Genomic DNA, 13,572 nt, shown 5'->3' with positions numbered 1-13,572 from the left:
GAGGAGTGAAGGAATATAGAGACAAAGGGGATAATTCAAGTCACAAGTTGTAAGCCGTAAGTTGTAACTTGAAATTCCCCTGCTCCCTGCTCCCTGCTTCCTAGTTAGTAGAATGAAGAAATATGTAGCTAAATTTATCGAGAATTGATTCTATGTCAGTTTTGGCAGCGATCGCAGTCTTAGCCGTTTTAATTTTGGTACACGAGCTAGGACACTTTATAGCCGCACGGTCACAGGGTATTCATGTCAATCGTTTTTCCTTGGGCTTTGGACCGATTTTGTGGAAATATCAAGGACCGGAAACCGAATACGCGGTTCGTGCTTTTCCCTTGGGTGGTTTCGTGGGGTTTCCTGACGACGATCCCGATAGTACGATTCCTCCTAATGACCCCAACCTTTTACGCAATCGCCCGATTCTCGATCGCGCAATTGTCATTAGTGCTGGGGTAATTGCCAACTTAATTTTTGCCTACTTGCTTTTGGTGACTCAAGTAGGAACTGTAGGCGTGCAAAAATTCGTCCCCGAACCTGGGGTACTCGTCCCTGTAGTAGCTACAGATGTGAGTTCTGTGGCTGCTAAGGCTGGCATTCAACCAGGAGATGTAATTTTAGCGATCGAGGGAAAGCGATTAGAGGCTGTTCCTGGGACTTTGGAATACGTCAAGCAGACGATTGCAACGCATCCCAACCAACCTTTAGAACTACAACTTCAACGGGGCGATCGAACTCTAGATTTAACTATTACGCCAGAACGCAGCCCTGAAGGTCAAGGACGGATCGGCGTTCAACTCAACCCCAACGGTAAACTAGAAACTCGCCGTGCTGCAAATATTCTGCAAGCTTTCAACGTGGGAGCAAACGAATTCCAAAAAATTGTCGTTCTCACGGGTCAGGGATTCGTCCAACTGATTAGTAACTTCAGCCAAACTGCTAACCAAGTTGCAGGACCAGTCAAAATTGTAGAATTTGGTGCAAATATTGCCCAATCGAACCCAGCAAACTTACTGCAATTTGCCGCTTTAATCAGTATCAACCTTGCTATCATCAACATCTTGCCTCTACCAGCTCTAGATGGTGGTCAATTGGCGTTCTTGTTTGTGGAAGGACTGCGCGGTAAGCCCCTACCGACTCATATTCAAGACGGCGTAATGCAAACAGGACTAATGCTATTGTTAGGATTGGGAATTTTCCTGATCGTGCGCGATACTGCTAACCTACCTTGGGTGCAAAAGTTCTTTCAGTGAACATAACTCGGAAGTGGGCATCGAAAAAACAACGGGCATTGGAAATTCTAGTGCGCCTGAAGCGGCTGTACCCCAATGCCCCTTGTACGCTCAATTATGCAACACCTGTTCAGCTTCTAGTTGCAACTATCCTTTCAGCTCAGTGTACGGACGAGCGCGTGAACTTAGTCACGCCTGCTTTATTCGGGCAGTTTCCCGATGCTGAAGCACTAGCGAAGGCGGAACCAGTCGAGATTGAAAATCTCATCCGTTCGACAGGGTTCTATCGCAACAAAGCTAAGAACATCCAAGCCGCCTGCCGGATCTTGGTAGCGGAATATGGAGGAAAAGTCCCTCCCAGCATGGAACAGCTTTTACGCTTGCCAGGAGTGGCACGAAAAACGGCAAATGTGGTGCTGGCTCATGCCTTTGGGATTAATGCTGGAGTCACGGTAGATACTCACGTCAAACGCTTGAGCTATCGTTTAGGATTGACGAAAAATACAGATCCCATTCACATCGAGCGCGATTTGATTCGGTTGCTCCCCTCAGATGACTGGGAAAACTTTTCAATTCGGATTATTTATCACGGACGAGCTATTTGCAAAGCACGCAATCCTACATGTCAGGTATGTTTGCTCTCCGATTTGTGTCCCTCAGCCGATCTATCTTTGTTAGAGGGATGAGGAGCGAGGAGTGAGGAGTGAGGAGTGAGGAGTGAGGAGTGAGGGGAAAGAGAGCTGAGGGAGCAGAGGAAGCAGATGAGCTTCAGGGGTAGGGAAGAAGTCAGAAGCCAGAAGTGATTCACAGCACCACACCCTGCACCACACCCTACACCCTACACCCCATTCTTCACTGATAACTGATAATTGATGAGATACAATGGTAAACGGTGTCTTTAGGGAACAATAGCTTTCAGCATTTATGGCTAAAAAGAGCATGATCGAGCGCGAGAAAAAGCGCCAAAAGATAGTTGCAAAGTATGCTGACAAACGTGAGGCATTACTTGAGGATTTTCACAACGCCGAATCTCAAGTCGAGAAACTAGAAATCCATCGGCAAATTCAACGCTTACCCCGCAGTAGCTCTCGCACCCGCCTCCACAATCGTTGCTGGGTTACGGGTCGTCCTAGAGGATATTACAGAGACTTTGGGCTGTCTCGGAACGTGTTGAGAGAGTGGGCGCACGAAGGGCTATTACCAGGAGTCGTTAAGTCAAGCTGGTAAATTTTATTATTTATTGACCGCAACAGCGATCGATGCCCAAGCTATCTAGGAGCAGATCGCTGACTGCATTTGCAACAGCAAATTCGCTGTAAAAGCTTTTAGAAAAATCAAATTCTTGCATTTCTGTGACGATCGCGATCGCTAGTGAACCTAGATCGTTCTCTCCCTCCATTCGCTGCCGGACGAATATTTGAGCAGCGCGACGAGATATTTGTTGATTAGCTGGCTCTGGCAGAAATTCTGTATCGAGCCATTGTTGCAGGGCTGCTCGCAACCATTCCCCCTCTTGTAGAGGATCTTTAGCTGGTGGCAATGTGACTGGCGGAATTGGTTCAGCCATGATGAGGAGCTAGGGGTCAAGAGCTGGGGGTAATAGAATTTAGTATATTATTCTATATTTTTGGTTCAGAATCAAAAGTGTCAGTTATCAGTTATTAGTGACTGGTGGCTAGTGGCTGGACTCAATTCTTGTCACTAGCCACTAGTCACTAGCCACTCACCAATGACCAATGACCAAATATGATGTGTCTGCAATCGTAGAGGGATATGCCCAGGGCTATTTCTTGATGGCTGACGAGACAGGTGAAAATTTGAGTTGGTATTCTTGCGGCGATCGCACTTTCATTCCCTTGGATGAAAAATTTCATTATCCTAAGTCTTTACGGCGAGTTTTAAACTCTAACCGTTTTACTGTTGCCATTAATCGCGATTTCAAAGCTGTGGTAGCTGGATGTGCTAACCGCCAAACAACTTGGATTTCCTCTCAATTAAAAGAAATTTACTGGTTGCTCTATCAATCTGGCTATGCTTATAGTTTTGAAACTTGGCAAGGAGATGAATTAGCAGGAGGAATTTTAGGAATTGCGATTGGTGGTGCTTTTATCGGTGAGTCAATGTTTTATTGCATCCCCGAAGCTTCTAAAGTCGCAATGGTAAAGTTAGTTGAAAGATTGCGCGATCGCCATTTTGTTTTCTTCGACGCTCAAATGATGAACCCTCACTTAGCAAGATTTGGGGCTTACACAGTCAGCGAGAAAGAATATCGTTCCTTACTCCGTCTCGCTTGGAAAAGCTCTTGCTCTTTCGCTTAAGCTTTATCAATCGAAAAAATACTTCTAGATAATTAGTGTGGTAATTTAGAATACTCGAGTGAAAAAACTACCTGCTGTTGTATTTATGCTTGTGGAAAGAGGAAGCCTCTCTATTTCCTATCTAGGATTGAACTAATAATGAAAGTAAGGGAAAATAGATCGTGGCTTACAACAATGTAGAAGAATTACCGGCAGAAATTACCGAAAAGTTACCCCAACACGGACAGCAGATCTTTTTAGCCGCATTTAATGCCGCACAGTCAGATGGGATGAGTGAAGACGCTGCAACGAATGTTGCTTGGAACAGCGTTAGCCAAGAATACGAACAAGGCGAAGATGGTCAGTGGCATCAGAAACCAGAAGATCCCGCAGTACACGATAAGTCTACCGTATCTGGTGGTAATTAGTAGATAGTTTTAATATCCAGTACTAAGACTCAGCGATCGTAAAACTATTTAACATGAGCTGGCACGAATTTGAACAAAGCTCAGGTTAAGAGAACTAAGGTTAAGCAAACCCGCCTGTGCGGGTTTCTTCTATTTTTTAATTGCTTAGGATTGAATCGCAACTGCGAACCGTCAACTAAACAAGCGATCGCGTTCTGCTCGTAGCAAACTGTAACACTCGCACGCTGTCGCTTCTAAGCCTTGGCGATCGCAAATTGTCATCTTACCGCGATTATATTGAAGTAACCCTATTTTTTGCAGTTTTAATGCCACCTCTGTGACGCTAGCGCGTCGCACGCAAAGCATTTGAGCTAAAAACTCTTGGGTCATTTCAAATTTATCGTCTCTGGCACTATCGTGCATCATCAGCAACCAACGACAGCATCGTTGTTCAACGGTGTGGCGGCTGTTACAGGCAGATGTTTGAGCAATTTGGATTAGGAGCAGATTGATATACCGTTGTATCCAGAGCGATAGAGTATCGACTTGAGCGATCGCTTGCTTGAAAACATCTGCTCTCAACCGCATTGCTTCCCCTGGAATTTGGACAACCGCCCTAAAGCTGGATGTGTCGGTTCCCAAAAATAAGGGAATTCCTGCCATGCCATCGTTACCTACAACACCTACCTCTACGGCAGTACCGTCTGTCATGACGGTTAAGAGGGAAACTAAACAACTAGTTGGAAAATAGACATAAGGTATTCGCTCTTGTGGCTGAAACAAAACCTGCTTGAATGCCAAAGAAACAATTTCGAGATGAGATTGGAGGCTGCAATAGGCTTCTTGAGATAAAACAGATAGTAAGCGATTGTTTAGATCCTTTTGATTAACTTTTCGATCGAGTTCAGATCCACTCATTGGCAGATGTCCCTAGCCATTTATTTCTTTATAAGGAAAGAACGTTGCATGGGACGGGGAAGTGTTTTTGCTAATTGTATTTCCTGCCAAGAGGTAAATCTTAACTCCTGCTTAAGAATACCTACAAAATCAGTATAACAAGCCGTGTATGTACGGTATCGTACTTTGGCTTACCTAAGGTTTGTGTACGATTTTGAAGTGAAAAGCCGAGCTATGCCCGTAACCCCAGATTGCATGAAGTCAAAATATTATCGATTTATCGCTCCAATTCAATACGAGATTTTCATTCTTCATATTCGGTATTGGATACTATGTCAATGCTATTTCTTGGTAGAGGCAGGCTAGTAGTAAATGGCTCAAATATTTTGATTTTCCCCTCATTTTAATTTTCCTGCGACGCTCGATAGATGACAGCGCCGACATCCTCGGAACTAATGCTGGAGTGATGTCAAGACTTATCTTGCGCGATCGAAGCAGGTTGAACCCCAATTATTTTCAATTAAATCGATGGAGGAAGCTTTACGTGTCGGATTCTGAAGCTAACGAGCTTTATCGAAAAAATCACTTGCTGGCTGCTTTGCCAACGGAGGAATACCAACGCCTACAGCCTCACTTAGAAGTTGTCTGCTTATCTCATCGGCAGATCTTGCATGAAATTAACGAGCCGATCGAATACGTTTATTTTCCCACCCAGGCTTTAGTGTCTATGGTATCGCTCATGGAAGACGGAACAACCATAGAAGTCGGGATAGTCGGAAAAGATGGTGCGGTAGGCTTACCTGTCTGCTGGGGAGGTAATAGTGGCACAACTCAGGCAATCGTCCAGATTCCTGGTAGTGCGATAAGGATTGCAGCCGATCGCTTCAAAGCCGAGTTCGAGCGTCATGAAGCTTTCTATCATTTGATCCTACTTTATACCCAAGCTTTGTTTACTCAAGTTGTTCAAACAGCTGCTTGTAATCGCCGTCACACTATAGAACAGCGCCTTGCTCGGTGGTTACTCTCAGTTGAAGATCGAGTTGATGCCGAACAATTGTTACTCACTCAGGAATTTATCGCTCAAATGTTGGGTATCCGTCGCTCTGGAGTGACTGTAGCAGCTACAGCTCTACAACAAGCCGGAATGATTCGCTATTCCCGTGGCAAAATTGCCATTGTCGATCGCCAACTGCTGCAATCTACTGCCTGTGAGTGTTACAAAGTTGTTAAAAATGAGTTCCATCGCTTAATACGTTTAACACATGATGTCACTTAATTCGCCGCTTCATTGACTGTTGACATTTCTTGAGTCTACGTTCGCTACCGTACAGTCACTTTTTAGCTCAGTAGATATACTACTTTAAGCATATCTATTCTCATAGTTGTACGCTTTGAATTTTTCATAGCTAGCTGCTTAGTGGCATCGTTGTCAATGTTAACGGGCTTAACAACAGAGTTTAACTAACAAGGGCGATCGGATTGCAATAACCTTGACCAATCGAGCTTATTTGCCTATCAAAATTTTAATAGTCGAGCGCAACGCCGTTTAACTTGACTAAGCTGCATCTATCATTTTGACTTATGAGTTTTCTTATGACCTCAGGAAACGAGCGCGACATCCAAAATCAGAAAGTTGCTAAGCTTTGGGGTAGTAGTTGGCAAAAACTCAGTCCTAAGCAGCGACAGTTGGTTGGAGACATCATGCAAGATGTCAAGCTCGTGTCTATTGGCGATCCTCTGGAAGTAGAAGTTAGTAAAATGCCACCGCCAGAGTTTGCTAATGTTACGCCAAGCCATCGCCCTACTTACTTTAGCGAGCATAGTTCTTCCGAGCCTCATTCCAATAATGTTTTCGCAATTACATGGCAATCGGTTCTAAAGAAAACTACAGATGCTTTGGTAGAAGAACAAAAGGATTTGAAGCAGCTTCAGTTTATCTTTCAAGAATTAGATTATCAACAAATCACAAACAATACTATTAATGATATTAGTACGATTGTCAGACAGCTAGCAGATTTAGAGGCGGTCTCAACACTTGAAAACCAAATTGAGTTGCTGAAAGAACTACTCGATAACTATTTTATTCAATCGTTTTCAGATGTAGCAAATTGCTGTGAAATATCTTTACAGAGCGATTTAGATGAGGCACTTAAAGATTTAGTTCAACAAGCACAAGGTTTAGGGTTACTAGGATTGGGAGCTTTTACACTCGCAGCAAATTTGCACTTACTGCTTTTACGCGAAAAGGTGAAATCCTTACCCCAAGAACGGCAGAATATCAACTATATTCTCAATAATTATATAGCTTATGCCAAAAATACAATAAGGCTAATATTTAGACTATCTGTAGGCAAAATTGATAAAGCTTGTACGTGTATAAAATATTATTCAAATTTTGATGAGAACCCAGAATATGAATGTCTATATTCTGATGGGAAAGACATTTATATTTTTCGCGATTGCAGCGAACGAGCAGGATATGAGTGTAACAAACACAGATTAAGAATGTTTCATTCTACGGTAGATCGGATGATGCATTTCATAGTTCAACCTCTGCGATCGACAATTAAAGTCTGGGAAAAACTAGTAGTTCAGATGTCGCTTTCACCTATGTAGAGATACAAGTTGTGGTAGGGGCGCACAGCCGTGCGCCCCTACATGATGTATTGCACCACAATACAATCTCTATGCCTAAATGTTATTTCCGATGACTACCTAGCCACTTAGCCGCAGCGATACCCAATACGGCTGCTACTAGGGGATTGCTAAGGAACTTGATAATAGCTGGTTGCTCCGCCATGACTTCTTGGAAGATGTCTGGATGGTTGTGATATGCATAAGCAGCCAATTTGCTTACATCATCAGCGCTCATGCGATTGGGATTGTGAGTAGAAAGTCCCAGTTGTTGTTCTAAATCGCGATCGTGTAATCCTTTTTTGCTTAAATGCTTGAAGAAAGCACGTGCCACATCATCCCGTTCGTTGGGTTTAATTTGGGCGATCGCTTTTTGCAATTCTGGCTCCATTTGCGCTGGAGGAATGCGCTCGTGCTGTAAAGAGTTACCGAACATTTGGCGGCGCTGATCGTATGACGATCTTTGGGCGAAATCGTCAAAGTTTTCGTACTCTTGTTGTGGATTATTTGAGGGATATGCGTCAAGATTTTCCGTGCTACCTTGCGCTAGATCGTTCATGATTTCCCTTCTGTATTTGTCGCTGCTAGTCATAACTCCAATCTCCTTTTTTAAACCGTTGACTTGGCATCAATCGTGAGCAACTCAACAAATGACAAATGACACTACTTGTACTGAATTTGATTTGTTTGCACATCGTACCGTGCTGTCAAAATCAGTTTTTTGTCAGGAGCATACATTAAAACTGTCAAGTCCTGGTTAGGGAAGTTTTTATGAAACCCTTGTGCCAAGGATTTCGCTAATGGCTTCACTTCATTCGGACGAACATCCGGGGTAATAACTACGCCTAGCTTGTTGTTGTCTCTTACATATGCGTCTTGAACCAGTCCTTTCCCCGTACGAGTTACCCAAGTCCCGAAATCTTGTCCAACTGGTGTATTTCCACGAGCAATTTGTCCGTAATCTGCACTGCGGCTAACTGTTGGTACATTTGCATTGGGTTGCCTTGCTTGTACGCTGCTACTACAAGCAACTGTTGTTGTCAGTAAGAAAATTGCTGAAAGAACAATCGCAATCCTACGAAAGTGCTGCATGAAATTCACTTCCGCTTCCTCCCTAAAATTATTGATTTCAATTCTGTTTTTGAAAAAAATGAGGAAGGTAAAATTACATAACCTCTCTTATTTTTACCTTCCCAACTTTCTAAAATTTGATTAGAGGTTCTTCTTCACTTCGTCTTTTACGTCTTCAGCAGCATGACGTGTTTGACCTTCTGCTTGCTTAGCTTTACCTTCTGCTTTATCTTCAGGATCGCCTGTAATATTTCCTAAAGCTTCTTGGGCTTTTCCTTCAATATTTTTAGCAGTAGCCTTTGCTCTATCTTCTGCGCTCATGCTATTTCTCCTTGTGAATTCAAATTAGCTTCTAAGTTGAGTGCCAACTTGAGAGAGCTTTTGTCTCTACACTGACCAATCTATCTGAAAATAATAGTTTTAGCCTTCTGCCACAAGACTGATTCGAGTTCTCTATAAAAAGAAAGAGACAAATGTTAAGTTAAGTCAAAAGTTAAAAGATAAAAGTCAAAAACGTGAATTTTGAAATCGATCGCGCTACTTCATAACTTCTCATTAGCAGTTGCAACTAATGAAAATATTACGATGTAGTAATGAGTTGATTCAAAATCTTATTTTAATGCTTGAAATTGAAATGTAGGGTGGGCAATGCTCACCATACTCTCACCAATTACCAATTACCAATAACCAATAAAAAACCTAGCTGTATTAAACAACTAGGTTTGTAAAGGCACGATTGTATTGTGATTTCTTAATCGATATAACCCATTAAATGTGGATAGTTATCGATTTCATTAGAAGCAATTGGACGCATTCCAGAAGACACATAAGTGGTGGAGAAATCGAAGGCATCTTCGGCAATGGGGCGATCGCCCATCAAGGGGATAATGTTGGAGTACTTGAACGCGTCTGCCATAATCGGACGCAATCCAGCTGAGTTGATTGTATCCACAATCTCTAAATGATTTGCCTCAATCGGGCGAATACCAGAGATGTTAACAGTGTCGAATGTATCAAAATCGGTAGCCATGATGGGGCGAATCCCATGCATGTTTACTTCTTCTCGCACCACTAGACTGCTGGCGGCGATAGGGCGCAGCCCTGCCACGTTGACAACACTACCACTAGCCAGTGGTTTACCATCGGCAGACACACTCAAAGCCGAACTTTCGATCTCGCCAGTCACCACTTGGTTTTCAGCCGTAGACTCGGTACTCTTGGCACGCGGTCTACGGCTGGTCGAACCGTTACCATTTTTTCTCGCATTACTGGCATTAGTCATAATCGCAAACCTCTAAGTTTTTATCCAGAAATAGCAAATAGCCAGAGAAAATTCCGAGTGGTTTTTGTCGGTTAATTACTGCTATCTGAGTTTAACGTTAAAAAAGATTATATAGTTATAGGTATCTTAACGGGATAAACATAGAAAAACTTAAATATGTTAAGATATATGAAAGTTATTTTTCATTGGTAGTTGGTAATTGGTAGTTGGTAATTGGTAATTGGTAATTGCTCCGCAACTCTCCCTTCAACTCTTTCTTACCCTACTTCATGATGCAATTTAGCCTTCAAGCGCCGTTTACACCTACAGGCGATCAACCGCCGGCGATCGCTCAACTTGTAAAGTCCATTCAAGCCGGACATCGTTACCAAACTTTACTTGGAGCTACGGGAACGGGTAAGACGTTTACAATGGCTGCGGTTATTGAAAAGATTGGCAAGCCAACACTGGTACTCGCTCATAATAAAACCCTTGCTGCCCAACTTTGTAACGAGTTGCGAGAGTTTTTCCCGAACAATGCGGTGGAGTACTTTGTCAGTTATTACGATTACTACCAACCAGAAGCCTACATCCCCGTCACCGATACATTTATTGAAAAAAGCGCTTCGATCAACGACGAGATCGATATGCTGCGCCACTCCGCCACGCGATCGCTCTTTGAACGGCGAGACGCGATCGTCGTTGCTTCCATCAGTTGTATTTACGGTTTAGGAATGCCAGCCGAATACCTCCGCGCCTCGATTCCCTTACAAGTAGGAATGGAAGTGAATCAGCGGGAAATTTTACGCAGCTTAGCATCCGTACAGTACAACCGCAACGATATAGAAATGGGGCGGGGAAAATTCCGCGTGCGGGGTGATGTATTAGAAATTGGACCTGCTTACGAAGACCGAATCGTCAGAGTAGAATTCTTTGGGGACGAGATCGACGCAATTCGATATGTCGATCCGGTGACAGGGGAAATACTTCAGAGTTTGGAAGCGTTGAATATCTATCCAGCGCGACACTTTGTCACTCCAGAAGACCAGTTAGAAGTCGCGCTAGAAGCGATCGCGGCGGAACTAAAACAGCGTAAAGCTGAACTAGAAGCAGAGAATAAGTTACTCGAAGCACAACGCATCGACCAGCGGACGCGCTATGACTTAGAAATGTTGCGTGAAGTCGGTTACTGCAATGGCGTAGAAAACTATTCCCGTCACCTAGCGGGAAGACAAGCAGGGGAACCGCCAGAGTGTTTGATCGATTATTTCCCGAACGATTGGCTGTTAGTTGTAGATGAGTCTCACGTTACCGTACCCCAAATTCGGGGGATGTACAACGGCGATCGCGCCCGTAAGTTAGTCTTGATCGATCACGGTTTCCGCTTACCCAGCGCCGCCGACAACCGCCCGTTAAAATCAGAAGAATTTTGGGCAAAGATGAACCAGTGCGTCTTTGTCTCCGCAACTCCTGGTAATTGGGAATTGGAAGTCTCGGAGGGACGAGTAGTAGAACAAGTGATTCGTCCTACAGGTGTAGTCGATCCAGAAATCTTCGTCCGTCCTACCGAGGGGCAAATTGACGATCTTTTAGGTGAAATTAAACAGCGGGTGGATTGGCGCGAACGGACGCTAGTAACAACCCTGACAAAGCGGATGGCAGAAGACCTGACAGAATATCTTCAAGACCACGGTATTCGCGTCCGCTACCTTCACTCCGAGATTAATTCGATCGAACGGATCGAGATTTTGCAAGATTTGCGCGAAGGTAGTTTTGATGTTTTGGTAGGAGTGAACTTGTTGCGGGAAGGATTGGACTTACCCGAAGTCTCGCTAGTGGCAATTTTAGACGCAGATAAAGAAGGATTCTTGCGGGCAGAGCGATCGCTAATTCAAACTATCGGTAGGGCAGCCAGAAACGTGCGCGGACAGGCAATTCTATACGCCGATAACCTCACAGATAGCATGGCAAAGGCGATTTCAGAAACAGAACGACGACGGGCAATCCAAATCGAATATAACGAAAAGCACGGGATTACGCCCCAGCAGATCGTGAAAAAATCAAGTAATGCGATTTTATCCTTCTTAGCCGTGTCGCGTCGTTTAAACGCCCAAGAATTAGAAACTGTTTACGAACAAGCCAGCGATTTACCCTTAGAACAGATTCCAGAATTAATTACCCAACTGGAAGCACAGATGAAAGAAGCGGCAAAGAATTTAGAATTTGAAGAAGCAGCAAAATATCGCGATCGCATCAAGCATTTGCGGGATAAATTGCTGGGACATTAAATCAGTGGCTAGTGACTAGTGGCTAGATAAAGAATCCAGCTACCAGACACTAGCCACTCACCAACTACCAATTACCAATTACCTTGCAATTGAAAGTCATAGTCATCGGTGGTGGGGCGGCGGGTTTTTTTAGCGCGATCGCCTGTGCTGAAAACCATCCCCATACGCAAGTCACTTTACTAGAAGCTGGTCGTCAACCATTGACAAAAGTATTGATTTCTGGCGGGGGACGCTGTAATGTCACCCATGCTTGTTTCGACCCAGCTGCACTAGTCCAAAATTACCCTAGAGGTGGGAAAGCCTTGCAGGGTGCATTTACTCGGTTTCAAAGTCAAGATACTGTCGATTGGTTTACTCGTCGCGGCGTACAGTTAAAAACTGAAGCAGATGGGCGGATGTTTCCCATCACCGATAATTCCGAAACCATCATCGAATGTCTGATCCATGCAGCTGCAAAAGCAGGCGTGAAGATACGGAATAACGCGCCAGTGGCTGCTGTGTCGTATGTCGGGAGTCGGGAAGAAGGGCAAGGGGACAAGGGGATAAGGGGACAAGGGGACAAGGGAGACAAGAGGGACAAGGGAGACAAGAGGGACAAGGGGGACAAGGGGGACAACTACCAACTACCAACTACCAGCTACCAACTACCAACTACCCATTACCCATTACCCATTACCTATTACCCCAAATTTGAAGTCGAACTAAAATCAGGTGAAGTCCTAGAATGCGACCGCCTGTTATTAGCGACGGGTAGTAATGTAGCGGGTTATCGCATAGCGCGATCGCTGGGACATCAAATTGAGCCGCCAGTCCCGTCTTTGTTTACTTTCAATGTTTTGGATAAGAGTTTGCGGGAGTTGGCAGGGGTGAGTATGAACCCCGTGCATCTACGATTGTTGACGGATAGCAAGACAAAATTAGAACAAACGGGTGCGTTGCTGATTACCCATTGGGGTTTAAGCGGTCCCGCCGTCCTCAAACTTTCTGCATGGGGGGCAAGGGCATTGCATGACTGTCATTATCAAGCGAAATTATTGGTTAACTGGTTGCCAGAATTGGATCGGGAAACGCTGCGATCGCAAATTCTCTCCGTCAAAACAGCACAACCAAAAAAGGCGATCGCTTCTTATCGTGGCGTGAATGTGTTGCCGCACCGTCTCTGGCAATACATAATTGTACGGGCGGGAATTGCGCCAGAAGACCGCTGGGCGGGAATCTCTAATAAGGAGATCGATCGCCTGATCCAAGAAATTGCTCAAGCTGAATACCTTATCCAAGGCAAAGGAGCCTTCAAAGAAGAGTTTGTTACCTGTGGTGGAGTCAACTTAAAAGAAGTTGACTTTAAAACCATGCAAAGTAAACTCGTCCCAGGGCTTTACTTTGCTGGCGAAATCCTCGATATTGATGGCGTAACTGGAGGCTTCAACTTTCAAAGTGCCTGGACAACTGCGTGGTTGGCAGGACAAGCGATGGGGAGTGAGGAGTAGGGTACGG

General features: G+C 44.3%; 15 protein-coding genes. 9 read left to right on the top strand and 6 right to left on the bottom strand.

Going from position 1 to position 13,572, the window contains the following annotated elements:
• Positions 1-152: 152 nt before the first annotated feature.
• The 3 genes from rseP (at position 153) to rpsN (ending at position 2,450) form a co-directional block, all read left to right on the top strand.
• Positions 153-1,244 carry an RIP metalloprotease RseP gene (rseP, locus tag H6G17_RS21490; RefSeq protein WP_192160656.1) on the top strand — a complete coding sequence of 364 codons (1,092 nt, stop codon included), beginning with the start codon at positions 153-155 and terminating at the stop codon, positions 1,242-1,244.
• Positions 1,241-1,909 (top strand): endonuclease III, encoded by a 669-nt coding sequence (gene nth / locus H6G17_RS21485; protein WP_192160654.1) that lies wholly within the window; start codon positions 1,241-1,243, stop codon positions 1,907-1,909. The genes rseP and nth overlap by 4 nt, the downstream gene beginning before the upstream one ends.
• 238 nt (positions 1,910-2,147) lie before the next feature.
• The gene (gene rpsN, locus H6G17_RS21480) at positions 2,148-2,450 is read left to right on the top strand and encodes a 30S ribosomal protein S14 (protein ID WP_015153568.1); all 303 of its coding nucleotides are present in this window, start codon (positions 2,148-2,150) and stop codon (positions 2,448-2,450) included.
• A gap of 10 nt (positions 2,451-2,460) precedes the next feature.
• On the opposite strand, the gene H6G17_RS21475 is transcribed toward rpsN, so the two are convergent.
• A complete protein-coding gene (locus H6G17_RS21475; RefSeq protein WP_015153567.1) occupies positions 2,461-2,790 on the bottom strand; it encodes a hypothetical protein in 330 nt (109 codons plus the stop codon).
• A 169-nt stretch (positions 2,791-2,959) separates the two neighbouring features.
• On the opposite strand from H6G17_RS21475, the gene aat reads away from it, so the two are divergent.
• Both aat and H6G17_RS21465 read left to right on the top strand, forming a co-directional pair.
• Complete coding sequence (gene aat, locus H6G17_RS21470) at positions 2,960-3,541, top strand: leucyl/phenylalanyl-tRNA--protein transferase (RefSeq protein ID WP_192160652.1); 582 nt, start codon at positions 2,960-2,962, stop codon at positions 3,539-3,541.
• A gap of 161 nt (positions 3,542-3,702) precedes the next feature.
• Complete coding sequence (locus H6G17_RS21465) at positions 3,703-3,948, top strand: ChaB family protein (RefSeq protein WP_015153565.1); 246 nt, start codon at positions 3,703-3,705, stop codon at positions 3,946-3,948.
• 171 nt (positions 3,949-4,119) lie between these two features.
• On the opposite strand, the gene H6G17_RS21460 is transcribed toward H6G17_RS21465, so the two are convergent.
• Positions 4,120-4,845, bottom strand: a complete 726-nt coding sequence (locus H6G17_RS21460) for a Crp/Fnr family transcriptional regulator (protein ID WP_192160651.1) — start codon at positions 4,843-4,845, stop codon at positions 4,120-4,122.
• Between the two features lie 523 nt (positions 4,846-5,368).
• On the opposite strand from H6G17_RS21460, the gene H6G17_RS21455 reads away from it, so the two are divergent.
• Together H6G17_RS21455 and H6G17_RS21450 are read left to right on the top strand one after the other, a co-directional pair.
• Positions 5,369-6,100 carry a Crp/Fnr family transcriptional regulator gene (locus H6G17_RS21455; RefSeq protein WP_347276457.1) on the top strand — a complete coding sequence of 244 codons (732 nt, stop codon included), beginning with the start codon at positions 5,369-5,371 and terminating at the stop codon, positions 6,098-6,100.
• Positions 6,101-6,417: 317 nt separating this feature from the next.
• Complete coding sequence (locus H6G17_RS21450; protein ID WP_192160649.1) at positions 6,418-7,440, top strand: hypothetical protein; 1,023 nt, start codon at positions 6,418-6,420, stop codon at positions 7,438-7,440.
• Between the two features lie 82 nt (positions 7,441-7,522).
• Here H6G17_RS21450 and H6G17_RS21445 read toward each other — a convergent pair whose 3' ends face one another.
• The 4 genes from H6G17_RS21445 to H6G17_RS21430 form a co-directional block, all read right to left on the bottom strand.
• The gene (locus H6G17_RS21445; protein WP_192160648.1) at positions 7,523-8,050 is read right to left on the bottom strand and encodes a hypothetical protein; all 528 of its coding nucleotides are present in this window, start codon (positions 8,048-8,050) and stop codon (positions 7,523-7,525) included.
• A gap of 71 nt (positions 8,051-8,121) precedes the next feature.
• Entirely contained in the window at positions 8,122-8,559 is a 438-nt protein-coding gene (locus H6G17_RS21440) for a hypothetical protein (protein ID WP_192160646.1), read from the bottom strand.
• A gap of 111 nt (positions 8,560-8,670) precedes the next feature.
• On the bottom strand, positions 8,671-8,850 hold the full coding sequence (locus H6G17_RS21435; RefSeq protein WP_015153559.1) for a CsbD family protein: 180 nt from the start codon (positions 8,848-8,850) through the stop codon (positions 8,671-8,673).
• 430 nt (positions 8,851-9,280) lie between these two features.
• Positions 9,281-9,811, bottom strand: coding sequence for a hypothetical protein (locus tag H6G17_RS21430; protein WP_192160644.1), 531 nt, complete (start codon positions 9,809-9,811; stop codon positions 9,281-9,283).
• A 269-nt stretch (positions 9,812-10,080) separates the two neighbouring features.
• Here H6G17_RS21430 and uvrB point away from each other — a divergent pair, with 269 nt between their 5' ends.
• Positions 10,081-12,078, top strand: coding sequence for an excinuclease ABC subunit UvrB (gene uvrB / locus H6G17_RS21425; RefSeq protein ID WP_192160642.1), 1,998 nt, complete (start codon positions 10,081-10,083; stop codon positions 12,076-12,078).
• Positions 12,079-12,161: 83 nt separating this feature from the next.
• Positions 12,162-13,565 (top strand): NAD(P)/FAD-dependent oxidoreductase, encoded by a 1,404-nt coding sequence (locus H6G17_RS21420; protein ID WP_192160640.1) that lies wholly within the window; start codon positions 12,162-12,164, stop codon positions 13,563-13,565.
• Positions 13,566-13,572 lie beyond the last annotated feature (7 nt).

Source organism: Chroococcidiopsis sp. [FACHB-1243] (assembly GCF_014696895.1).
GTDB lineage: Bacteria > Cyanobacteriota > Cyanobacteriia > Cyanobacteriales > Chroococcidiopsidaceae > Chroococcidiopsis.
The sequence above is the reverse complement of the archived record's forward strand: the minus strand, read 5'-3'. Positions and strand labels throughout refer to the sequence as shown.